Raw genomic sequence first — 22,807 nt, forward strand, 5'->3', positions numbered from 1 at the left:
AAAAATCATATTTAAAGATTAGGAGAGATTTTTGTGAATACACTAAGTACAAATAACGCTAAGCAATTTTTAGGCTTACCGATAACTTTAATTTGGGGTTATATCGCAGTTGCTATTTTCATGACTGGCGATGGTATTGAACAAGCTTTTTTATCAAAATATATTGTTAGTATTGGATTTGAATCACAGCAAGCATCTGCAGTCTTAACACTTTACGGTCTCATTGTTGCAGTTGCATCCTGGCTTTCTGGTATTTTAGCTGAAATATTTAGTCCTAGAAAAATAATGGCGCTTGCGTTTATCATTTGGATTATTTTTCATGTAGGATTTTTAACCTTAGGACTAGAGCAACATAGTTATCCGATGATGTTAATTATGTATGGTATTAGAGGATTTGCCTATCCGATGTTTATCTATAGCTTTGTCGTCTGGATTACATATTCGGCTCCAAAACATCGTCTAGCTTCAGCTATGGGTTGGTTTTGGGCAATGTATTCCGTAGGTATCGGATTTTTAGGAACCTATCTACCTAGTTTTACAATACCTTGGATTGGATTTATGGGGACATTATGGTCATCCATAATATTCATTTTAATCGGTGGTTTAATGGCTATGTTCCTAGTTAAAGATAGGAAAGGTTCTGAGAAAGAAACTGATAAACTAACATCAAAAGAGATATTGCTTGAATTCGCTAAAGGTATAACAATTTTAAAGAACCCGCAAGTTGCTATTGCTTGTGTGGTTAGAATTATTAACCAATTAGCATTGTTTGGACTTGTAGTTATCATGCCAATCGTATTCACTGATACTGTAGGATTCACTACATCAGAATGGTTGAGAATTTGGGGCTTAATGTATATCGTAACCATATTCACTAACCTATTTTGGGGTGTGGTTGGAGATAAGATTGGATGGGTACGTCAAGTTCGTTGGTTTGGTTGTATAGGAATGGTGATTTCTACATTAGCATTTTACTATTTACCAATCTGGACTGGTCCCAACATTTGGGTTGCCGGTGCAGTGGCGATTGTATTCGGTTTTGCTGTCGCTGCATTTGTTCCGATGTCAGCCATTTTCCCTATTTTAGAACCGAATCATAAAGGCGCCGCCGTTTCTATTCATAACTTATCCGCTGGCTTAAGTAACTTTGTTGGTCCAGCAATCGCAACCTTAACAGTACCAATAGGAGGCCCTGTACTAACTATTTGGACTTATGCAATCATTTATTTTATAGGATTTATACTGACTTTCTTTATGAAAGTTAACCAACCAAATCATTAAAAAGGACAGGTGTTTGAACATGACAAATATATTAGAACAATTCAAATTAGATGGAAAAGTAGCAATTGTAACAGGAGGTGCTATGGGTTTAGGCAAAGCTATGGCTACCGCATTGGCCCAAGCTGGTGCTAATATCGTTATTGCAGATATTAATGAAGAGATAGCTAATAATACCGCTAAAGAAATTAGTGAAACTGAAAATGTAAAAGCGATTGCTCTAAAAGTGGATGTTACAAATCCAGATGCTGTAAATCAAATGGTTGAAGAAGTTACAAAACAATTTACTAAAATTGATATTTTAGTTAATAACGCTGGCATGACAATTAACGCAAAAGCTGAAGAAATGTCATTTGAAGATTGGAATAAAGTTATTAATTTAAACCTGAATGGCATTTTCTTAGTTGCCCAATCTGTTGGACGCGTAATGATTAAACAAGGCTATGGCTCTATTATTAATACATCCTCTATGTCAGGACTAATTGCCAACAAACCACAAGAACAATGTTCATATAATGCTTCCAAAGCAGGTGTCATTATGTTGACGAAAAGCTTAGCTATGGAATGGTCAAAATATAATATTAAAGTCAATACAATAGCTCCAGGTTATATGAAAACAGAACTTACAAAACCATTCTTTGATCAAGGTGGAGAAATGATAGAAGACTGGATGGGATTCACACCTATGGGTAGACCAGGCACACCAAATGAACTCGGTGGCATCGTTGTATACCTTGCTTCAGACGCTTCTTCATTTGCCCAAGGTAGTGTCTTCACAATCGACGGTGGTTATACAGCACTTTAAAAATCAATAACATATATGACCTTGATTTCAATAAAATCAAAAAACACTTTTGTTCAACACTCATATTTTATGATGAAATGAACGAAAGTGTTTTTTATTCAGTAATACAAACAAATGATTGAACTACATCGCGCAGTTCAATCATTTCACATGTGAGTATTTGAGTGTCTATCATTTGTTTTTCTTCTTAGCTAATTTTTCTTTCAGCTTTCGATCTTGTTCTTCCTTACGTCTTTTACGTTCCTCATTGCGTTTTCTAAGGCGCTCTTCCTCTTCTGGGTCTCTTGGTTTTTGCAATTGTTTTTCAATTTTTTCCATGAGCTCTTCTTCAGATAAGGCTGCTAATGGGCGATTATTAACAAATGCAAAAGTTTTACGTCGTCCAGGTCCACAATACGATTGACAACCAATTTCTATTTTTGCATTAGGATCTAATTTTGTTAGTTTTTTCTCCAAAGATTTACAATTAACTGCCTGACAATCATCGCAGATTAAAAATTTATTTTGCAAAATCAATCACCCTCACCTTTCTATTCATAAATGATTTACACATTTTTTATTATTCTATGTAAAATATGCGCTTAATTGCCTATCTAAAGCCACATTAATACGTTTATATTGATAAATACAACTCTAATTATTTTACTCTATTTAAGAATTTTTTCAAGTTCTACCTCAAAAGTATATAACTTGATCATGAATCATATAATTAAACGTTTATGATACATACTTTTATTATCTGCTTTTCTGTCATTTATTATAAAAATCAAACCAAAAAGAGGCTGGACAAATTAATTGTCACAGCCGTTGTACTTCTCAACTTATTGAGTTAGTAGGTCCTGAACATGAGATTCAGCTCAGTAAAGCATCAACTCTAATCATCCATGTCTGTTTAAGACAACGTAACTATTTAAAAATCGGATTTCTGTCTTATCCTTTTCCTTCAAGCTTATTGCCCATGATAAATACTAAACTCTAACGGTTTCACTTCATTTTCTAACCATTCTTTATAAATTGATTGTTTATCTACTTCATTATTAATGATTGTGATACCGCAATCGCCGCCACCTGCACCTGATGTTTTAGCAGCGCCACCATATTTTTCAGCTACAGAGCATAACACTTTCAAATGCGCAGTTTCAATATCGATTGTCGCCTCATTATCCATAGATTGAATAATTTCACGATTCATACGGATCATTTGCTGTACACCTTTGATATGATTGGTTTTAAAGGCATGAATCAATTTCTCTACACAAGCATGAGAACGTTCTAAAAATTTTCCATAAAACGTAGGATCGGATTTTAAACGTTTCACTTCACTAACTAAATGGTGCGAAGAAGCAGGTGATCCTGTCCATCCAATTAAAACTTCCATATTTTCTGGTGGTTGTAGTGGCTCAATATGTAAACCTGGCCAGTTTTTATTTAATACTTCGTTAACAGATGTATCTTCAATTTGTTGTGATACCCACTCATGATCAAAAGTACTATAAGCAAGCCAACCTGTGTACACACTGACAGCGATATCCCCACAAGAACTCAAACTTTGTAATTTCATATTTGCAATCACTGCAAGTTTATAAATATAAAGATTTGATAACTGCATTTCATAAAATTCATTTAAAGCTTTTACTACAGATACTAGTACCGCTGCACTTGAACCCAAACCATATTTATGACCATTAGCATCATCTAAATTACTATCTATCGTTAAATTAAAATGTTTTAAGTCAATGTGACTGCTACTCACAAATTGCTCAAAAACTTCTATAGCTGTGATAACGTATTTTAATTGTTTTGCTGCATGTAAATCAGATACGACTATCTTATCTTCTTCCCTTTGAAAGGTAACTGGCTCATGATGTAACGTTTTTGAATGGATTGTACCCTCTGGAGCATTAGAATCCTCAATTGAAGCTGTTACAAATCTATTAACAGCTATTAATACAGATTTATATCCAGGTTCAGTAACAGCATATTCACCTGCAATATAGAGCTTACCTGGCGCTTTTACTTGAATCATGTTATCTCTTCCTTACTCAATAATTTCAACACCTGTACGTGTAATGTCACTTGCAATAATTTGATCATCATTAAATGATTTTTGTAGTGCATCAATGACTGCCTGTTGATTTTTCTTTTCTACTAAAATTTTAACATTAGGCCCTGCATCCATTGTAAAATAACAAGGGTAACCAGCTTCACGACATTGATGTACAATATCCATAGCTAAATAACTATCTTCTACCATGTATGTAAAAGGAGGCTGTGAACCTAAATTTGTTGCATGCATCCTCAAACCATTCTCTTCGATAACTTCTCCTAAATACTTAAAATTCTTGTCATTAATCGCATGTTTAACTGACGCTATGTCTTCATCTACGTGATCTAACCAGTATTGGTAAAAACGAGATGTATCACGTGTATGTGACATACCGGCACGACTAGAAACTTTTTTTGTTTTATTATTGATTACTACAAATATCATAGATAAATCATCTTCCCAGTGATCTGCATCAATCGGGAAACTGTATGATGTTGCATCATCATAACCTTTTTCCCATTCTACAAAACCTCCATAAATACTTCTAGAGGCTGATCCAGACCCTCTTCGAGCAAGTCTAGATAATCCTTTACCCGATAAACCAAGTTTTAAAGCTTCATTACATGCTGCTGCTAACGCGGCATAAGCACTTGCTGATGAAGCTAAACCTGCAGCTGTTGGTACGAAATTATCACTTTCGATATGTGCATACATAGATGTTTTACCCAGATCTCTAACAATATCCATAAAACGACGTATTTTAGTTGCTTCAGAATCATCTACTGTTTGTCCATTTAAAATCAATATATCTTTAGTATATTGTTCAGAAAAAGTTACCTTAGTCTCTGTATAAAAACGATCTAATGTTACCGACAAGCTATTATTCATCGGAATAATATAGGCTTCATCAGCTTTCCCCCAATATTTAATCAGTGCAATATTTGTATGTGCACGTGCTTTGCCACTACTAACCACCTTACTAACCTCCTAAATATTCAATCCAAGTATGATGTGCACCCAATGATTGCGCACTTTCCACAATTTTTTCCGCCGTTTCTAAAGTAGAAGCAAGAACGATCATACTTCCGCCTCTACCTCCTCCAGTTAATTTACCAGCAATCGCACCTTGTTTTTTACTTACTTCTAACAACTGTTCAATTTTTTCGTGACTAACAGTGAGTGTTCTTAAATTCTCTTGGCACAAATTAAAAACAGTAGCAAGCTGTTCAAAGTTATGGTGTTCTATAGAATCTCGCGCTTCATGTACCAATTTGCCGATATGTTCGACAAAGCTAAGATACCCGCTATCTGCTTTACATAAATTATGTACATCTTCTACTGCTTGTTTCGTTGAACCACGAATACCAGTGTCTATTACAACCATATATCCATTTAAATCTAATGGTTGCAAGGTAGTAACTTCACCTTTTTGAAACCAAACTGGCTTGTTGGATACTATGGTTTGTGTATCTATGCCACTTGGCTTGCCGTGCGCAATACGTTCTGCCCAATTTGCTTCTTCTATCAATACTGCATCTGTTAAAGGTTTATTTATATAATCAAAACTCGCACGAACAAATGCAACTGCCATTGCTGCACTAGATCCTAAACCTCTCGATGGTGGCAAGTTCGTATCTATAGAAACTTTTATCGGAGTTTCGATATCATATTTATCAATAAATCTCGTTATTACTGATTTTAAGTGTTCCGGTGCGTAAGCCAATTCACCGTCATAAACTTCACTTTTGATATAGGAAGATTGAGTCACATTTAATGATTCAATTAATGCACTCACTCTTCCTGTCGTAAATGGAATCGCAATTGCAGGCTCTCCAAATGTCACCGCGTGCTCACCTATTAAAATCACCTTGCCATTTGCTTCCCCATAACCTTGTTGTGCCATATTTTCAATCACCTTTAGTATTTTCTTTAAATTTAAATAATATATGCTTTGCACCGCGATTTTTTTGTTAATTTTAATTTCATTCCTAGTTATCTTAACATTTCCCAGGAAATTCTGTGTTTAATGGTATTTAGCTAGCGTATTTATATCTTTTCATTTTTAATCAAGAAGCAATTACGCGCTTTTTTAACACAACTCAATCAATTTTACACAAATCAAATTATATTATCTCACAAATTTCATATATTGACATACGACTCGAGCCATAGTTTTTTTAAAATTTGTATTAAAATTGAACAAAATGAGCAAAAAGTTAATACCAGCTACTAATTATAAACAATACTTATTTATTATAAAACGCGATGAACTATTATTCAAAAACTTCACTTTATTTTATTAATTTATTTTTGATATTTAACGTATACTTTCACTATATTACTTATTTAATTACTATAATTCAACAAATAATAGTAATCTCTTCCATTATATAATTATAAATAAAAAGACTAAAAACGAATACTATGTATCGTTTCTAGTCTTTGTCTCATTCGTCCATTTTTTGATTAACTTTAGCATTGCGTTCAATCATCTTGTCAAAATAACCTTCATATCGCTGCCATTCATCATCCGTAATATCATCCATTGTCAAATTAGCGCCTAAATCTTTTAACGCATATAACAACTGAAACATCACGTCTTGAACTGTTATCGTTCTGCCTAATAATTGCGATAAAGACGCCATACATTGAGGGTCAATATCAGGGTATTCAAATTTAGTACTTTCACCTTGTAATGCGCGTTCATAAAATGCTTTCATTAATGCAGCACGTTCACTGCCATCTCCTTCAACGCATAGATATACTTGGACAGCTATGCCACCTCGAACACGTCTTTGAGAAATACCGGCAAATTTCTTCCCGTTAATACTTAAATCAAATTTCCCTGGACAATATGATTGTTCAATCTCATAGGTCTCAATTTCAACATCATCATCTTCAAACATTTTTGCCACTAATAAGTACATGACTGAAAATGCTTCATCAATCGTAACGTCATGTTTGCCTTTAAAAATAAGTGATATATTGAGTACACCTTGGTCTAGTACGACACCTAGACCACCTGAGTTTCTCACAATCGCATTATACCCTCGTTCTTCGGTTAAATAGCGAATACCATCTTGCAAATGCGGTAACCTTGAATCATGGATACCCAAAATGATTGTATGTTGGTGTATCCACGTACGTACCACACTACTTGATAAGTCTTTTCCGACACTTTCCGACAAAGTATCATCAAATGCAAATGACTGCATCGGTGCTAAACCAGAAGAATGGTCCACATAACGCCAAGTGGCACTATTAAAATACTTACTTGCTAGATCCATTATTGTAATGTTTGTGCAGCAGTGATGATTGATAAATTATACACGTCTTCTATTGAGCAACCACGAGATAAATCATTCACTGGTGAATTAAGACCTTGTAATACTGGGCCTACTGCATCATAGCCACCAAGACGTTGCGCAATTTTGTATCCAATATTACCCGCTTCTAAACTTGGGAAAATAAATACATTTGCATCGCCTTGAATTTGTGCATCTGGTGCTTTTTTCTTAGCAACTTCCGGTACAATTGCAGCATCAAATTGGAATTCTCCATCAATAACTACATCTTTAAGTTGATCAGTTTCAACTTTTTCTTGTGCCAACGCTACAGCATTTGAAACTTTTTCAACATCATCTGATTTTGCAGAACCTTTTGTTGAGAAACTTAACATTGCTACACGTGGTGACATGCCAAAACTTTGTGCAGATTTTGCACTTTCTACTGCAATCTCAGCTAAATCTTGTGCTTCTAATGTAGGATTGATTGCACAATCACCAAAGATATATTGTTCTTCACCTTTAATCATAAAGAATATACCTGATGTTTTAGTTACACCTGGTTTTGTTTTAATAATTTGTAGTGCCGGACGAACTGTATCGCCTGTAGAATGTGCAGCACCACTTACTAAACCTTCAGCCTTACCAGTATATACTAGCATCGTACCAAAGTAATTAACGTCTTTTAACATTTCTTGAGCTTGGGCTTCAGTTGCTTTCCCTTTACGACGTTCAACAAAAGCTGTCACTAACTCTTGCTTCAACTCACTCGTTTCAGGATCGATAATTTCTAAGTTCGAAATATCTAAACCTTTGTCTTTAGCTAACGCATTAACATTTGTTTCATTACCTAATAGTACCGGTGTTACATAATCCGTACTTTGTAATTGTGTTGCCGCAGTTAATACGCGTTCATCTTCTCCTTCAGGTAAAACAATTTTCACATTTTTTCCTGACAATTTCTCTTGTAATACATCTAATAAAGACATATGGGCCTCCTCAAATTTTTAATACTATTATTTTTTCCATTACTATTATACGTCATTTTTTTATAGAATTCCATGTCACCAATTTGTAATCATTTACTTATGTTTTATAGTTACCTTTATGATAGAATTTTCAGTGTAGAGATAGAATTATTTCATAAAGGAGCGATTCAATATGCCACAAGCGCCAGAAACTTTAGATGGTTGGTATAGTTTACATTTATTATATGCTATAGACTGGGCTAGTTTACGTTTAGTCCCAGAAAACGAACGTCAAACATTAGTTGAAGAGTTACAAGCATTTTTAGATAAACACGAAGAAACGCGTACTAACCATGTAGGCGATCATGCATTTTATAATATCACTGGTCAAAAAGCAGATATTCTTTTATGGGCATTGCGTCCTGAATTAAAAGATTTAAATGCTTTTGAAAATGAATTCAATAAATTGAAAATCACAGACTTTTTAATTCCGACATATTCATTTGTTTCGATTATTGAATTAGGCAATTATTTAGCAGGAAAATCTGACGAAGATCCATACGAAAATCCACATATCAAAGCAAGATTGTACCCAGAATTACCACAATCCGAATATATTTGTTTCTATCCTATGGACAAACGTCGTAATGAAACTTATAACTGGTACATGTTGTCACTAGAAGATCGACAAGAACTTATGTACAATCACGGTAAAATCGGTCGCCAATATGCTGGTAAAATCAAACAATTTATCACAGGTTCTATGGGCTTTGATGATTTCGAATGGGGTGTTACTCTATTTGCAGATGATCCACTTCAATTCAAAAAAATTGTTTCTGAAATGAGATTTGACGAAACGACAGCACGTTACGGTGATTTTGGTAGTTTCTATGTAGGTAACATTATTACAAAAGATAGTTTACCAACACTTTTTGAAATATAAATATTGTTATATTCTATCATCAAACCCCTCCATTTAAAATGGAGGGGTTTATATATATCATTTTTTATTTTTCGTTCATATATAACTAGCATTGTGCCTCAAATCTAAGTTTTCCAATCATACTGCCATTTTATTTTTCATGCTTAATACATTTACAATAATCATATAATACAATGACTACATTTAAATTTGAAAACTGAGCCTCTCTGAATACAAATGTTCCGATAATATGTATGCATCAATCACTCTAACTTTCTACTTCGTTTCGTTTGGTTCGCCTGCGCTTCGCATGCATAAGTCGCTCTAACTTTCTACTTCGTTTTGTTTGGTTCGCCTACGCTTCGCATGCATCAATCGTTCTATCTTTCTACTCCGTTTTGTTTGGTTCGCCTGCGATTCGCATGCATCAATCGCTCTATCTTTCTACTTCGTTTCGTCTGGTTCGCCTGCGCTTCGCATGCATAAGTCGCTCTAACTTTCTACTTCGTAGAAAGAAGAGCGACTAAAAAGGCACACTTGTTTTATTCCAAGTGTGCCTGTCTGAATGTAGTGTGTTTGGGAGAACTTTAATCACTACTTAATTTAAGGGTTAACTGTTAAATATTGTCGCTACTCAATATTTTGTAACAGTCAACTAATACTATTTTAACCTGTTTGAAATATTTGAAACATATTTGCATTGCTAAAATTGTATAAAATTCAATTTTTTAAAATACAATATGTGTTTTTTTGCCCAACATATTATTTGGATAAAGTGTTACAATAAAAAATATTAACTTACTAAATATATCCCATGAAAATACAGTTACAAATGGTTTAGTTAAATAAAATATAATTGGTGATTAGATGACAATAAATGTTCAATACTCAGAAAATTATGAAGAAAAAATAGCAAAAGATGTCATAATTCTAGCCGGCAGAATTTTACTTGAATCTGGAGCAGAAGGATCTCGTGTAGAAGATACAATGACTCGTATTGCTTTCACATTAGGTTATACAGAAAGTAATAGTTTTGTTACGAATACAGTCATTAATTTTATGTTACATAATGAATCTTATCCAAGAATTTACAGAATAAGAACAAGAGACACCAACCTACATCGTATATCAAGAACTAATCGCGTTTCTAGACAACTTTCCGAAGGCACACTTTCAGTTGAAGATGCTTATCAAGAATTACAAAAAATATATCATGAACAAAGCATTAATCACGATCTATTTTTTAAATTTATTGCCGCCGCGATTATCTCTATCAGTTTTCTATATTTACAAGGTGGATACTTAGTTGATGTATTCACTGCGCTCGTTGCGGGCGCTTTAGGTTACCTCGTTGTAGAACTTTTAAATAGAAACTTACACACTAAATTCATTCCTGAATTTATGGGTGCCCTCGTTATAGGCGCAGTGGCAGTATTGGGAAATACGCTTATACAGGGTGGCTCTATTTCCACAATTATTATTTCAGCAGTGATGCCAATTGTACCAGGTGTTTTAATCACTAATGCTATTCAAGATTTATTCAGTGGCCACATGTTAATGTTTACAACTAAATCATTAGAAGCATTAGTAACTGCCTTTGGCATCGGGGCAGGTGTCGGTACAATACTTATTATTTCTTAGGAGCAATGCTTATGTTTTGGATTTTAAATTTAATATTTAGTTATACCGCTTCATTATTCTTCGGTATTATATTTGATGTTCCAAAATATTTATATAATGCTGTTGGAATTGTTGGGGCGTGTGGTTGGATGGTCTATACATTATTTTATTATGGTTTCCAACTTCACACCATTTATTCAAGCTTCTTTGGAAGTTTAGCATTGGGTTTACTTAGTCATATAATGGCTCGCTTAAAAAAAGAACCAGTTATTCTATTTATGGTGCCAGGTATTATACCTTTGGTACCTGGAGGTTTGGCCTTTGACGCTACGAAAAATCTTATTTTGTTAGACTTTAGTAAAGCTATTAACACGATGCTAGAAGTAACACTGATTGCAGGCGCAATCGCTTTAGGTTTATTATTCGCTGATCAAATATCTAAACTCATCGTTTCCGGCACAAAATTTAGCAAAAAGCACATTTAATAATTGAACACAAAAAATCTGAGGCTCATTAAAGTCCTCAGATTTTTTGTATAAGACATAATAATTTTTCAAAACGCCTATCAATATGCAGTTAAAATCTGTTGCTATTGATAGGCGTTTTTTCATACTCAAAACATTGTAAGAATTACATATCTAATTATCTATATGTTTATATCATAAATAATTAATGAATGTCATCTATTTATGCGTTTGGTTTGGCACTTTATTTTCATTAATAAGGTTCACTACTTCATCTTCTGAACGATTTAATATCAATTTACTTAATTTATCATTATCCATTTGTTTTAATTTAGGATAACGAATTACGAAAAAGACTAATCCTATAATTAACCAACCTAACAATGCAATATAAGATGGCGTTGATAATCCAGCTGGTGAAGCAGGAATTAATAATAGTAATAAGAAAACAAACGATACTATTGTACCTATAATCGCAAATGTTTTATATACTGGACCATATGTGTTACTTGTTTTGTCGTAACTAAATAAACGCGCTGCTGATAAACATGTAATAAAGTATGCTATCGAAACACCCGTAGACGACATATCAACAATCCATGTCAATGCCGTACGACCTAACCAAGGTGCAATCAATGTGATAGCTACAAGGAATATAATTGCTACATAAGGTGTTTTATATCTATTATGCAATTTACTAAATACTGAAGGCATAATACCTGAGCGTCCCATTGAGAACAATAGACGACTTGAACTCATTAAAAATCCGTTCAAACCAGTAAAAATGCCCATGATAATAGCTATCGCTAAAATTGCCAAACCTATATAGCCAAATGCACCACTTGTAACAGCACCTGTTAACCATAATTGACCGTTTAAATCAGTCTCTGAACTACTTAGCCAACCAGTATACAAAATCATTAGCACATACGTAAATGCTGCTGCTAATAAACTATATACAATAAGTTTAAATGTTTTATTAGGAGCAAAATCAAATTCTTCTGCAGTTTGTGGAATGTTGTCAAAACCTACATAAGCCCACGGTGCTACTGCAACTATCATTACAATTGATGTAAGCCAACCTTTTTCTTTGTTTGCTAATGGTTGTAAATTTTCTAATGAGAAATTACTACCAAAGAACGAACCGAAAAATAGCAATAAGATTGTAATGACCATTGCCACACAGAAATAAAATTGTAGCGAGCCTGAAACACTCGTACCTTTAATAGCTATAAACATAAATACAATCAATAACAATGATGCAATTAATATTTCAGTAATATAAACATCCCATCCTGCGATGGTATATAGTTTACCTGTTTCTAAAACATCAGGTAATAAAAATTTAATTAATAAACTAAATGCTGTTGCATTTAAAGCCACTACACATATATAACCAAAAGTTAAAAACCAAGATGAGAAAAAACTTACGTATCTGCCAAAGCCTAAAAAGCTAAACGCGAAAGCCCCACCAGAAACTGGGAACCGTTCAACAAGAGCGCCGTAGCTTACTGCAATTAAAATCATTAACAGTGCGCCAATTACAATACCAATAGCTGCTGGAATAGGTCCAGATTGGCCAATCCAATCACCTGGTAAAATAAATGCACCCCAACCGATACACGAACCATAAGCAATTGCCCAAACAAATTTCTCAGATAAGTTTTGTTTTAAATCTCCTCTATCTACTTTCCTATCATTTTTTCCCATAAATAAAATTCACCTCATGAGATGTATTATACCCATAAGATGAATTCTATAACAATTATAAAATTATAATTTAATCGTACCAATCACTAACATTAACCAACCTATAATAAATAAAATACCTCCGATTGGTGTAATTGCACCAAGTATGCGAATTTGTGTTAATGCTAAGATATAAAGCGAACCACTGAAAAATACAATACCTAAGAATAAAAGCCATCCTGCCCAATTCACATTAATTGACGTTGTACCACTTATAATTCCAATTAAAAGTAAACCAAGCCCGTGGTACATTTGATAAGTGGTTGCTTTTTCCCATACAGATAAATATTTATCCGATAACTTACCTTCCAAACCATGTGCACCAAATGCGCCGGTACCTACAGCCATTAAAGCGTTTAAAGCACCGAGAATAATAAATACTTTCATATAAATAAACCTCTCTTTCTTTATTTAAAAATCAAAAATTGAATCTCCATTACCAATTTCATCGTCTGTTACTAATTTATTAGAATTTGGCGAAGTATTTGTATTTGTATATTTTGTCGAAGAAGCAGGTATTTCCCCTCCCATTGCTTGAATTTCTTCAGGAGAGATACCTTGTTTCTCACGAGTTGTAGCGTGTTTTACATTTTGTGATGATTTGAATGAAGTAGACACTGAGTACGTATTATCTTTAACATGCTGTTTATCATTTGAACTATTTACTAAAGACGTTAGTGTATGAATGGCATAGATATGCTTTTCAAATTCTGCATCATTCTTAGCTTCATCTGCTTGAACTAATTCTTGTTCAATAAGTTGAATAATTTTCTCTTTTTCCATTTATTTTATAACCCACTTTCACACCAATTTATAGGTTCAATACCATTTTTTTGTAAATATGCATTTGTTAATGAATACGGTTTTGAACCAAAGAACCCGCGATATGCAGATAGTGGACTTGGATGTGGTGATTTAATAACGTGATGTTTAGATGTGTCAATCAGTTTCATTTTTTGCTGTGCGGGTTTACCCCACAAAATAAATACAACATTATTCAAATTTTCGGAAACTGTTTTAATCACTTCATCAGTAAATGTTTCCCAGCCTATATCTCTGTGAGAATGCGCTTCTCCTTGTCGTACTGTCAAAACAGTATTTAACAATAAAACGCCTTCTCTTGCCCAATCTTGTAAATGTGGTGATTTTCTGACACAACCGATATCGTCTTCAAGTTCTTTATACATATTTCTTAATGAAGGCGGAAATTTAGCATTCGGTTGCACAGAAAATGCTAAACCATGTGCTTGATTTGGTCCATGATAAGGATCTTGTCCCAAGATAACAACTTTCACTTTTTCAAAAGGTGTTAAATCAAAAGCTTGATAAATGTTTTCCCTATCTGGATAGATTACCTTTGTCGTATATTCATTTTCTAAAAAATTATGCATTTCAGTAAAATCATGCTCCGCAGTTATTTTATGAAAAACATCAGACCATTCCATACACGTTCACCTCGATTAATATATTAACATAAAGCGCTACTTTCTCGCTTGAGAGATTTAGTAGTGTTAGCTTAATTATAAACACAATTATAATGTATATATTTAATTTCATTTTAATATGTATCAGTAAATGAATCAAAATGATATACTGATTTATTCAATATTGTAACCTTATTACATTGTAAACGTCATTATTTAGAATAGTCGACAAACGTGGTATGATATATACAAAAGCATATATAGGAGTGAAAATTCATGGCATTGAAAAAAACATTAACCATTGCCGGTTCAGATACAAGTGCTGGTGCAGGCATGCAGGCAGACTTAAAAACATTCCAAGAGTTAGGAACATACGGCATTGTTGCCTTAACATCTATTGTAACAATGGATAAAGCATCTTGGTCTCATGATGTTACACCAATTCCATTCGATGTATTTGAAAAACAATTAGAAACAGCAATATCAATCGGTCCAGATGCAGTAAAAACAGGCATGCTAGGGACACAAGAAATTATTAAACGTGCCGGCGAAGCATACGTAGAATCAGGTGCGAACTATTTTGTAGTTGATCCAGTAATGGTATGTAAAGGAGAAAACGAAGTTTTAAATCCTGGCAATACTGATGCAATGATTGAATATTTGTTACCAAAAGCTACAGTCGTAACACCAAATTTATTTGAAGCTGGTCAACTTGCTAACCTTGGCACTTTAAAATCAATAGACGATATGAAAAAAGCAGCTGAAATTATTCACCAACAAGGTGCTAAGCACGTTATTATTAAAGGTGGTAAAGCATTAGATCAAGATAAATCTTATGACTTATACTATGATGGAAAGAACTTCTATCAATTAACTACTGACATGTTCCAGCAAAGCTATAATCACGGTGCTGGTTGTACATTTGCTGCAGCAACTACTGCATATTTAGCAAATGGTAAATCTCCAAAAGAAGCCTTAATTGCTGCCAAAGCATTTGTTGCATCTGCAATTAAAAACGGCTGGAAAATGAACGACTTCGTTGGTCCTGTAGATCATGGTGCATACAATCGTATTGAACATATAGATGTTGAAGTTACAGAAGTTTAATCAAATATAAACTAAGCGCACGTCCATTTCTGATGATGAACGTGCGCCTTTTTAAGTTAATTTACTCATTTATGTTTTTATTTAACCACCGTATCCGCCATACCCAATATTCACTTCATTGACTTGACCATCTTTCATTTCAAAGAAAACGGTTGGGCCATTATTTTGAGATTGATATGCGTATACACCTGTACCTTTAGGTTGTTTATCTGGTGTTTTAATCTTACTTAAATCTTTTCCATAAGCATCTTTGACTTGCTCATAAGTTAAGTTCCCTTTTATAGAAAAATTAACGTTACTTGCTATATTATCATCTTTTGAATAGTCTGAGAAAGTTTGGTCATATTTCTGAGTTGTCTTGCCACCCTCTACTGTTCTTGCACTTACATTCACGCCATTAAAAGTAACCTTGCCATATTTGATTCCATTTTTAAATTGTTCATTTAATAAAAAGCTAGGGTCGTTACCAGCATTTCCTTCATATTGATAATAAGGTGTTGTTGCTGCTTGTGCTTCGCTATGTGATACGCCTTCATCAGAAACGCTTATGCCTAATGTAGTTCCAAATACAATGCTTCCAGCTACAAAAGTCTTTGCAATCTTATTCATTCTGTATCACTCCATTTAAAATTTTGGAATCGCATTACGATTCAATTACAATGTTACATAAATGTTTCAAAAAGTGCAAATATAAACCAAATACACAATATATTATTTTTGTTTTTTAATAGCGTAAAAATTTAAGTGATAGTATTAATACAACAAAAATTGAAATAAAGTATTTTATGATTATACGACGTTCGACTGATAAAAAGTTGATACTGTAGACTCATGTATTTCGCATACATATCTATTATTATAATAAGTGTAGAGAGACAAGGAGGTATGACATCATGATTATCTACGAACAATCTTTTGAGAATGGTAACCCTATCTATGAAATTATCACCAAGACGTTCAAAACGATTTCTGTTAAATGCGATGAAAATTTCAGCAAGAATGAATTATATACATTACTCTCTCTACTTGAAAGTGATGTTGATAACTTAAATGTAAGTTATTAGCTACACTTCAATACATCGATGAAAAAACAGAAGCGTAAGTTCCAAGACTAAAATTAGAAGAAACAGAACAAAGAATTCCCCTTTAGAAATATGCGCCATGTATATGTAACTGTCCCATTATATATACATGGTATAACACATCCCTTATAAACACTCACCCTAAGTGGTACATAGTTAGGCAAAGATTGTCCCCTTTGTTTGCTTGGAGAGCACACTCGAAGCGATCCTAACTTATGTACCACTTTACTTATTTATATAAAACTTTAAATTCCTCACACACTACAATAGTAGATTCGTTAAATGCCAATCCTAGAGATGCATAGTAAGGTTCAAAGAAATCAATATGTGCTTTACGCCAGTAAGCGAGTGACTTATCGCCTTCACCTTCTAAATAAGCGTGATGTTCAGTGACTGAACTAAACGGCGTTTGATAAACACATGTTGTTTCTATCACACATTGCGGCTCCCCTTTTTTATTTAAAATCACGCTCACATCTCCCACTTGAGGTAGTGGTTCATGATCTACTTGATAAGTTTCATAACCACTTGTCGTAGCCGTTTTTTCACCTTGTTTTACTAATTCTGCTAATTCATCCTCATCTACACCAAACGACCATGCTTCATATGTTTTATTCTTATATGATGGACACAATTGTACAAATTTCTCCCAATATTGTTCTACTGTCATCATTTTTCCTCCAAACTATGTATGTCCTTTTCCTTTTTAAACATAACATAAATAAATGATATAACCATTGCTATCCTATGTTATTCTACTACCAAAATGAGGCTTTACACTAAAATAAAAATATCTGGAATATTGCAAGAAATCTATTCTTTCTTGCAATAATAGTGAAATTTACTAAAAAAATAGGTACTCACTTCCTAACTCTAAAAGGAAATGAATAACCTATTTTTAAATTTCTACTATTCAGTTTTAGTATCGACAGCTAGAATACTTTTTTCTTAATAGTCGTTTGTAATGTCATTCGGCTTATACGCGTTTATCGTCTGCCCACCATAAAGCTCTATCAGGATTTTTTGTATAATAATCATATTCTTCATCACTTTGAACATTTGGATATGAACCTTTCAGTGATTTACCTGCTGTACTTACATGTAACAATGAAATAACGATAATCCCTATGACACTCATTGCCGCTAAATAATAAGCCGGTGAAAGTGGATCTCCCGTTTTCGCAACTAATGAAGATGCAATTAACGGTGTTGTTCCACCAAATAATGATACTGACACATTGAATGTTACCGCTAATGTTCGATAACGGATATGCGTATAAAACATCGTTGGTAATGAACCTGGCATTGTTGCTTCATAAGTAGACAAGAAAAATCCTAACGTAAATATACCTACAATTATTAAAACCAACGAACCTGATTGGAATAACGCAAATGCCACAGTACTAAAGATAGCTGTACCACATAGTCCGATTAAAAAGACTTTTTTCTCTCCGATGCGATCTGCAACTCTACCAAACATTAATGCCAATGGAATCATTACTGCCATGACAACCGTGATAAGTACAGAAACCGTTGTGCTATCTAATTTAATTATTTGTTGTAAATAAGATGGCATATATGAAGTTACCATATAATTCGTACAATTAAAGAATGCTACAGCTACAAAACATACAATAATATCTTTGTAGTAATATCGAACAATTGTGAAAAATCCGATGTTATCTCGTTTAGGTTGCGTAGCTATTTCATTTTCAAATACTGGCGATTCCTCTAATTTTCTTCTTAAATAAAAACCAAATATACCTAAGAAAAGACCCAAAATAAATGGTATTCTCCATCCCCATGTAGCCATTTGTTCCTCATTTAAAAAGAAAAATAGTAAGCCGCTGATTACTGATGCAGCGATATAACCTGATAATGTTCCAATTTCCAAACCTGAACCTAGACCATTTCTAGATTTATCTGGTGAGGATTCGGCAACATAAACCATCGCGCCTGCATACTCTCCACCGGTTGAAAAACCTTGAAGTACTCTACCTAATAATAGTAAAATTGGCGCCCATACACCTATTTGATCGTATGTAGGTAATAAACCAATTAACAAAGTAGAAAATGCCATCATGATAATGGTTGTTGTCAAAACGACTTTCCTTCCAAATTTATCACCAATTATACCAAAAATAATGCCACCTACTGGTCTTAATAAAAATGCAATTGCAAATGTTGCAAATGTAAATATCGTTTTCAGTTGGTCATTTTCTACCGAACTAAAAAAGTTTTGTCCTAAGATAACTGCTAAATAAGAATAAAGTCCAAAGTCGAACCATTCCATTGCATTACCAATACCGGTTGCAAATACAGTTTTTTTCGCAGTCCTCGGGTTCACCTTATTGATATTACGTTTATCAAAATCTTGTTCATAATCCACGATTTAAGTCACTCCCTTAACATGTTTACTTATTATACTGAGTTCGGAGTGTATGTCAAACTGATTCAAATTTTTTAATTTTCGTTTTTTAATTTTTATACAAAAATTGTATTTGGTTTTAAATATGAAGAAACTCATTTTTCTTTTAAATTTATTATCTAATTACGGACGATTTTCATTGATTACCAACTTATTTTTTCAAAATAGCAACTTTAACTTTATTGTGCTTATTTTTCACAACTAATTTATATTCACTTTCAAAATCAAATTGAAGAAATTCATATATATCAACTGGTTCAACATAATTAATTTTATAACTTTTCCAATTCAATTCATTGTATATCAATGCAAGTTGCACAATCATTTGTCCCGGTACAATCTGACGATGCAAAGGATTTTCATCTTTGACAAGACGCAAATATTGCTCTACATCGTTGGGTAATATCTGTATCATTTTACACCTTCTCTAAAAACGTTTGCATAATATATATACAATTAGTCCTATTTTTATTTATTTTCATTTCAAAGCTATATTTGATAAATTGACGAATTTTTTTCTGTTCAATCAATGTCAATCGTACTTGATATATGACATCAATTTTTAAAGGATGATATTGCTCAATCTCCGTGGATTTTAATAGTAAATTAGTAGAAATAAAAGGTTTGAACAATTCAAATTCGGGCCATAGACTCGCACAATAAAGCGGAGAAACATCAGTGCTATCAGTGCTATTCGATCGTTTAAACAATTGATTATAAGCTTCTACATCTTTTTTATGAAATACCATTTCTTGTTGTTCATGACCATCTTTCAAATAATGTGGCATTACCCATACCTCCCCCAATACCCATGGTTGCGATTGTTCTATATTTATGTTCCATATAAAATAACCTTGTAACAAGTGCAGCACCGCTTGCACCATAAGGATGTCCAGTAGCTATAGCGCCACCGTAAATATTTAATTTCTCTGCTGGTATGTTTAAAGCTTGTTGACTTGCTAAAACTTGAGATGCAAATGCTTCATTTAATTCTACAGCATCGACATCATTTAAAGACAATTGTTGTTTTGTTAATAATTTTTCAATAGCAGGCACAGGACCAATACCGAGGATATTAGGATCAACACCTATGGTTACTTGATCAATGAATGATAATCCACTTTGTATACCATATGCTTGCGCAACTGATTTTTCCATGACAAGTAGTAATACAGCACCATCATTTTTCATACAACAATTGCCAGCAGTGATGCTTCCGTTTGGTAATAATGGCTTTAATCGTCCTAACGTCTGTTGCGTTAATTTAGCTTTAATACTTTCATCTTGTTGAAATATTTCACCCTTAATTGTCAGTGGCGTTATTTCTTGGGTAATATTATGATGTTGATAAGCATCAAGCGTTTTTTGATGGCTATGCCATGCGAATTCATCTTGTTCAATTCTTGAGATACCATATCTTTCAGCAACATTTTCAGCTGCTTGTATCATAGATGGATCTTGGTCACTGGGTGCAAACGAGGCTCTTTCATAAAATTCTGGTAAATATGTGTCATATACAGATTGCGGTCGTTTAATTTTCCACGGTGCTCTACTTGTACTTTCCACACCACCTGCGATATATATTGATCCAGCACCTGCTTGTATCATGCGACAAGCTTGATTTACAGCTTCTAACCCTGAACCGCATTGACGATCAATCGTCACACCTGGCACTTGTTGATTTAATCTAGCTTCTAAAAGTGCTTTTCGTGCAATGTTACCACCATTTCCGACAACATTACCTAAAATTACATCATCTATATTACTAACTATTGCTGCAAAGTTAGTTTTCAAATAATTGAATAATGGCTGTAATAATAATTCAGGTTCTAAATGACGTAATTTCCCTCCATATTTACCAAATGCAGTCCGTTTTGCTGCTACTATAACCGCTTCATTCATTTATAATTCTCCTTTTAAATAGCATTGTTTCATACGTTCTCGCGCAATTTTTCCACTCGAGGTATAGATCATACGTTTTACTTTAACTAATTTCGATGGTATTTGATAACGCGCTACATGATGTTTCATTATCGTTCTAAAATAGCTATAACTAACTGTACGATCACTTGTATAAAGTAAAATAGCAATTTCTCCAAATCTAGAATGTTTTTCACTGATAACGACTAATTCATCGAATAAATCAATACAATTGGCATTCTGTTCAATTTCGAACGGATAAACATTACGTCCACCAATAATCATGCGGTCATGTTTTCTACCATGTAAAAATAAATGTCCCTGCGTATCACATGAAGCAAAATCCCCTGTTTCAATCCACCTATCCTTACAGACATCTTCATCGACATAACCATCAAATGACATATCACTTCGTATCTTTAATAAACCTATCTCTGATTCGTCTGACTGTTCAATATTTACGTGCACGTTGTGAAACAATTTACCAACAGATTCTGGTGGCGCACTATTATTGAAGTTATAACTAATAAAGCTAGCCTCTGATGTCCCAAAGAATTCAATTAAATCACTTTCGGGAAAACACTGTTGAATACGTTGACGAACGTGTAAGGCAAGTTTATCTCCAGTACTTAAAATATAATGCTTTCCTTTTATTAAAATTTGAGTCGAAACACAAGCTTGTATCATTGTTGGTACCATAAAGCTCGCTGTGTTCACTTTATGTTGTTGGAGTGTTTGCATTAAACGCTTTGCTTCAAAATATTGCTGTCCTATAAACGTTCTACCTGTATACAAAGCATAAATGCATGCATATAATGACAAAGAATGTGACATCGGACCTGGAGCAACGATTGTATTTATCATTCTGTCAAATAATTCATCATTTTTTGAAAAAGACTTTATCCAAGATAATGTTCCTCTATAATATGCTTTAGGTAACCCCGTTGTTCCAGATGTAAAAGCGATATGCAGCAAATCCTCATCGTTCTTAAATTTATCCTTTTTGGCCACATTATGTATACTTAAATCATCTTCTTCTATAAGATATTGAACACCATATTTTTCGATTAAATTAAAGGTTTGCGTACTCGACCATCTATCATCGAAAATACACGGTACACATTCATTTTTTAACAATGCTAAATATAAAATCATTGTTTTTTGTGGATGTCGTGTTACCACTCCTACAAAACTATGTTTAGGTATATTAGAAAACAAGCCGCTTTTAATGTTCAATTCTTTAATTAATTCACTATAGGTTAAATCTTGTTTATCAAAGCTCAAAGCAACTTGATGCGGTTGTTGTTTTGCGTGATTTTCTATTTCTTCTAAAATTTTCAAATCCATCCCCCTTTGTTAACTTTTATACAAAATATATTAACATTTAAAGTAGAGAATAATATAATGAAAACATTTGGTTTCTAATGCCATAAATATCCCATATTTTTAATTTAAATTGAGTGATTTTGAATTATAATTCCTAAAAAAACAAATAAATGAGCAATTCGTGGTGAACTCTCCCATTTTTAAAATTATTTAATACATTTTTTATTAAACAAACGTGTATACTGCATATTTCTATTTTGATTAATAACATCGTTAGCATTAACACTGATATACTTTAAATTTCATCACTATTACTACAAAAATTTAGTATAATTTCACTTTCTATACGAATCCAACAGTATTTATTTCACCTAAACCACTAC

At 33.4% G+C, this 22,807-nt stretch carries 24 protein-coding genes; 7 read left to right on the forward strand and 17 right to left on the reverse strand.

From position 1 onward, the window contains the following. Positions 1-33 precede the first annotated feature (33 nt). Entirely contained in the window at positions 34-1,281 is a 1,248-nt protein-coding gene (locus tag CD032_RS04120; protein ID WP_019468192.1) for an MFS transporter, read from the forward strand. 19 nt (positions 1,282-1,300) lie between these two features. Next, positions 1,301-2,083, forward strand: a complete 783-nt coding sequence (locus tag CD032_RS04125) for a glucose 1-dehydrogenase (protein WP_103211202.1) — start codon at positions 1,301-1,303, stop codon at positions 2,081-2,083. Between the two features lie 171 nt (positions 2,084-2,254). Here the strand turns inward: CD032_RS04125 and CD032_RS04130 are convergent, their stop codons facing one another. The 6 genes from CD032_RS04130 to pta form a co-directional block, all read right to left on the reverse strand. Then, positions 2,255-2,593, reverse strand: coding sequence for a YuzB family protein (locus CD032_RS04130; RefSeq protein WP_026034755.1), 339 nt, complete (start codon positions 2,591-2,593; stop codon positions 2,255-2,257). Between the two features lie 439 nt (positions 2,594-3,032). After that, the gene (locus CD032_RS04135; RefSeq protein WP_019468195.1) at positions 3,033-4,109 is read right to left on the reverse strand and encodes a phosphomevalonate kinase; all 1,077 of its coding nucleotides are present in this window, start codon (positions 4,107-4,109) and stop codon (positions 3,033-3,035) included. A gap of 12 nt (positions 4,110-4,121) precedes the next feature. After that, positions 4,122-5,105: a diphosphomevalonate decarboxylase gene (mvaD, locus tag CD032_RS04140; protein WP_019468196.1), complete on the reverse strand. Its 984-nt coding sequence runs from the start codon at positions 5,103-5,105 to the stop codon at positions 4,122-4,124. Positions 5,106-5,109: 4 nt separating this feature from the next. Next, a complete protein-coding gene (mvk, locus tag CD032_RS04145; RefSeq protein WP_103211203.1) occupies positions 5,110-6,033 on the reverse strand; it encodes a mevalonate kinase in 924 nt (307 codons plus the stop codon). A gap of 544 nt (positions 6,034-6,577) precedes the next feature. Beyond that, positions 6,578-7,417, reverse strand: a complete 840-nt coding sequence (locus tag CD032_RS04150; protein WP_026034756.1) for a lipoate--protein ligase family protein — start codon at positions 7,415-7,417, stop codon at positions 6,578-6,580. After that, entirely contained in the window at positions 7,417-8,403 is a 987-nt protein-coding gene (pta, locus tag CD032_RS04155; RefSeq protein WP_040030111.1) for a phosphate acetyltransferase, read from the reverse strand. The genes CD032_RS04150 and pta overlap by 1 nt, the downstream gene beginning before the upstream one ends. A gap of 172 nt (positions 8,404-8,575) precedes the next feature. Between pta and hemQ the strand changes: the two genes are divergently transcribed. The 3 genes from hemQ to CD032_RS04170 all read left to right on the forward strand — a co-directional run bounded on the left by hemQ (position 8,576) and on the right by CD032_RS04170 (position 11,409). Next, positions 8,576-9,325, forward strand: a complete 750-nt coding sequence (gene hemQ / locus CD032_RS04160) for a hydrogen peroxide-dependent heme synthase (RefSeq protein WP_019468200.1) — start codon at positions 8,576-8,578, stop codon at positions 9,323-9,325. Between the two features lie 846 nt (positions 9,326-10,171). Then, positions 10,172-10,945 (forward strand): threonine/serine exporter family protein, encoded by a 774-nt coding sequence (locus CD032_RS04165; RefSeq protein WP_019468201.1) that lies wholly within the window; start codon positions 10,172-10,174, stop codon positions 10,943-10,945. 11 nt (positions 10,946-10,956) lie between these two features. Further along, positions 10,957-11,409, forward strand: coding sequence for a threonine/serine exporter family protein (locus tag CD032_RS04170; RefSeq protein ID WP_103211204.1), 453 nt, complete (start codon positions 10,957-10,959; stop codon positions 11,407-11,409). Positions 11,410-11,607: 198 nt separating this feature from the next. On the opposite strand, the gene CD032_RS04175 is transcribed toward CD032_RS04170, so the two are convergent. The 4 genes from CD032_RS04175 to CD032_RS04190 form a co-directional block, all read right to left on the reverse strand. Continuing rightward, the gene (locus tag CD032_RS04175; RefSeq protein ID WP_103211205.1) at positions 11,608-13,098 is read right to left on the reverse strand and encodes an APC family permease; all 1,491 of its coding nucleotides are present in this window, start codon (positions 13,096-13,098) and stop codon (positions 11,608-11,610) included. Positions 13,099-13,161: 63 nt separating this feature from the next. Then, complete coding sequence (locus CD032_RS04180) at positions 13,162-13,524, reverse strand: DUF423 domain-containing protein (RefSeq protein ID WP_019468204.1); 363 nt, start codon at positions 13,522-13,524, stop codon at positions 13,162-13,164. 24 nt (positions 13,525-13,548) lie between these two features. Continuing rightward, complete coding sequence (locus CD032_RS04185) at positions 13,549-13,920, reverse strand: DUF5327 family protein (RefSeq protein WP_019468205.1); 372 nt, start codon at positions 13,918-13,920, stop codon at positions 13,549-13,551. 5 nt (positions 13,921-13,925) lie between these two features. Continuing rightward, the gene (locus CD032_RS04190; protein WP_019468206.1) at positions 13,926-14,582 is read right to left on the reverse strand and encodes a uracil-DNA glycosylase; all 657 of its coding nucleotides are present in this window, start codon (positions 14,580-14,582) and stop codon (positions 13,926-13,928) included. 255 nt (positions 14,583-14,837) lie between these two features. Between CD032_RS04190 and thiD the strand changes: the two genes are divergently transcribed. Next, entirely contained in the window at positions 14,838-15,668 is an 831-nt protein-coding gene (gene thiD / locus CD032_RS04195; protein ID WP_040030110.1) for a bifunctional hydroxymethylpyrimidine kinase/phosphomethylpyrimidine kinase, read from the forward strand. Between the two features lie 81 nt (positions 15,669-15,749). On the opposite strand, the gene isaB is transcribed toward thiD, so the two are convergent. Beyond that, positions 15,750-16,277 (reverse strand): immunodominant staphylococcal antigen IsaB family protein, encoded by a 528-nt coding sequence (isaB, locus tag CD032_RS04200; protein ID WP_019468208.1) that lies wholly within the window; start codon positions 16,275-16,277, stop codon positions 15,750-15,752. A 284-nt stretch (positions 16,278-16,561) separates the two neighbouring features. Here isaB and vraX point away from each other — a divergent pair, with 284 nt between their 5' ends. Beyond that, positions 16,562-16,732: a C1q-binding complement inhibitor VraX gene (gene vraX / locus CD032_RS13060; RefSeq protein WP_019468209.1), complete on the forward strand. Its 171-nt coding sequence runs from the start codon at positions 16,562-16,564 to the stop codon at positions 16,730-16,732. A gap of 247 nt (positions 16,733-16,979) precedes the next feature. On the opposite strand, the gene CD032_RS04205 is transcribed toward vraX, so the two are convergent. The 6 genes from CD032_RS04205 to CD032_RS04230 form a co-directional block, all read right to left on the reverse strand. Then, the gene (locus CD032_RS04205) at positions 16,980-17,420 is read right to left on the reverse strand and encodes an ASCH domain-containing protein (RefSeq protein WP_019468210.1); all 441 of its coding nucleotides are present in this window, start codon (positions 17,418-17,420) and stop codon (positions 16,980-16,982) included. A gap of 306 nt (positions 17,421-17,726) precedes the next feature. Next, complete coding sequence (locus CD032_RS04210) at positions 17,727-19,139, reverse strand: MFS transporter (RefSeq protein ID WP_019468211.1); 1,413 nt, start codon at positions 19,137-19,139, stop codon at positions 17,727-17,729. A 190-nt stretch (positions 19,140-19,329) separates the two neighbouring features. After that, the gene (locus tag CD032_RS04215; protein ID WP_019468212.1) at positions 19,330-19,593 is read right to left on the reverse strand and encodes a hypothetical protein; all 264 of its coding nucleotides are present in this window, start codon (positions 19,591-19,593) and stop codon (positions 19,330-19,332) included. Between the two features lies 1 nt (position 19,594). Beyond that, the gene (locus CD032_RS04220; RefSeq protein ID WP_103211206.1) at positions 19,595-19,966 is read right to left on the reverse strand and encodes a VraC family protein; all 372 of its coding nucleotides are present in this window, start codon (positions 19,964-19,966) and stop codon (positions 19,595-19,597) included. Beyond that, positions 19,938-21,080 carry a thiolase family protein gene (locus CD032_RS04225; RefSeq protein ID WP_019468214.1) on the reverse strand — a complete coding sequence of 381 codons (1,143 nt, stop codon included), beginning with the start codon at positions 21,078-21,080 and terminating at the stop codon, positions 19,938-19,940. Before CD032_RS04225 ends, CD032_RS04220 begins: the two co-directional genes overlap by 29 nt. Continuing rightward, a complete protein-coding gene (locus tag CD032_RS04230; protein WP_064263499.1) occupies positions 21,081-22,445 on the reverse strand; it encodes an AMP-binding protein in 1,365 nt (454 codons plus the stop codon). Positions 22,446-22,807 lie beyond the last annotated feature (362 nt).

The sequence above is a fragment of the Staphylococcus cohnii subsp. cohnii genome, assembly GCF_002902365.1.
GTDB classification, from domain to species: Bacteria; Bacillota; Bacilli; order Staphylococcales; family Staphylococcaceae; genus Staphylococcus; species Staphylococcus cohnii.

Coding starts and splice junctions, on each gene's coding strand:
- CD032_RS04125 (WP_103211202.1), top strand. CDS start 1,301: ATGACAAATATATTAGAACAATTCAAATTAGATGGAAAAGTAGCAATT.
- CD032_RS04135 (WP_019468195.1), bottom strand. CDS start 4,109: ATGATTCAAGTAAAAGCGCCAGGTAAGCTCTATATTGCAGGTGAATAT.
- mvk (WP_103211203.1), bottom strand. CDS start 6,033: ATGGCACAACAAGGTTATGGGGAAGCAAATGGCAAGGTGATTTTAATA.
- CD032_RS04150 (WP_026034756.1), bottom strand. CDS start 7,417: ATGGATCTAGCAAGTAAGTATTTTAATAGTGCCACTTGGCGTTATGTG.
- pta (WP_040030111.1), bottom strand. CDS start 8,403: ATGTCTTTATTAGATGTATTACAAGAGAAATTGTCAGGAAAAAATGTG.
- hemQ (WP_019468200.1), top strand. CDS start 8,576: ATGCCACAAGCGCCAGAAACTTTAGATGGTTGGTATAGTTTACATTTA.
- CD032_RS04165 (WP_019468201.1), top strand. CDS start 10,172: ATGACAATAAATGTTCAATACTCAGAAAATTATGAAGAAAAAATAGCA.
- CD032_RS04170 (WP_103211204.1), top strand. CDS start 10,957: ATGTTTTGGATTTTAAATTTAATATTTAGTTATACCGCTTCATTATTC.
- CD032_RS04175 (WP_103211205.1), bottom strand. CDS start 13,098: ATGGGAAAAAATGATAGGAAAGTAGATAGAGGAGATTTAAAACAAAAC.
- CD032_RS04180 (WP_019468204.1), bottom strand. CDS start 13,524: ATGAAAGTATTTATTATTCTCGGTGCTTTAAACGCTTTAATGGCTGTA.
- CD032_RS04185 (WP_019468205.1), bottom strand. CDS start 13,920: ATGGAAAAAGAGAAAATTATTCAACTTATTGAACAAGAATTAGTTCAA.
- CD032_RS04190 (WP_019468206.1), bottom strand. CDS start 14,582: ATGGAATGGTCTGATGTTTTTCATAAAATAACTGCGGAGCATGATTTT.
- thiD (WP_040030110.1), top strand. CDS start 14,838: ATGGCATTGAAAAAAACATTAACCATTGCCGGTTCAGATACAAGTGCT.
- isaB (WP_019468208.1), bottom strand. CDS start 16,277: ATGAATAAGATTGCAAAGACTTTTGTAGCTGGAAGCATTGTATTTGGA.
- vraX (WP_019468209.1), top strand. CDS start 16,562: ATGATTATCTACGAACAATCTTTTGAGAATGGTAACCCTATCTATGAA.
- CD032_RS04205 (WP_019468210.1), bottom strand. CDS start 17,420: ATGACAGTAGAACAATATTGGGAGAAATTTGTACAATTGTGTCCATCA.
- CD032_RS04215 (WP_019468212.1), bottom strand. CDS start 19,593: ATGATACAGATATTACCCAACGATGTAGAGCAATATTTGCGTCTTGTC.
- CD032_RS04220 (WP_103211206.1), bottom strand. CDS start 19,966: ATGCCACATTATTTGAAAGATGGTCATGAACAACAAGAAATGGTATTT.
- CD032_RS04225 (WP_019468214.1), bottom strand. CDS start 21,080: ATGAATGAAGCGGTTATAGTAGCAGCAAAACGGACTGCATTTGGTAAA.
- CD032_RS04230 (WP_064263499.1), bottom strand. CDS start 22,445: ATGGATTTGAAAATTTTAGAAGAAATAGAAAATCACGCAAAACAACAA.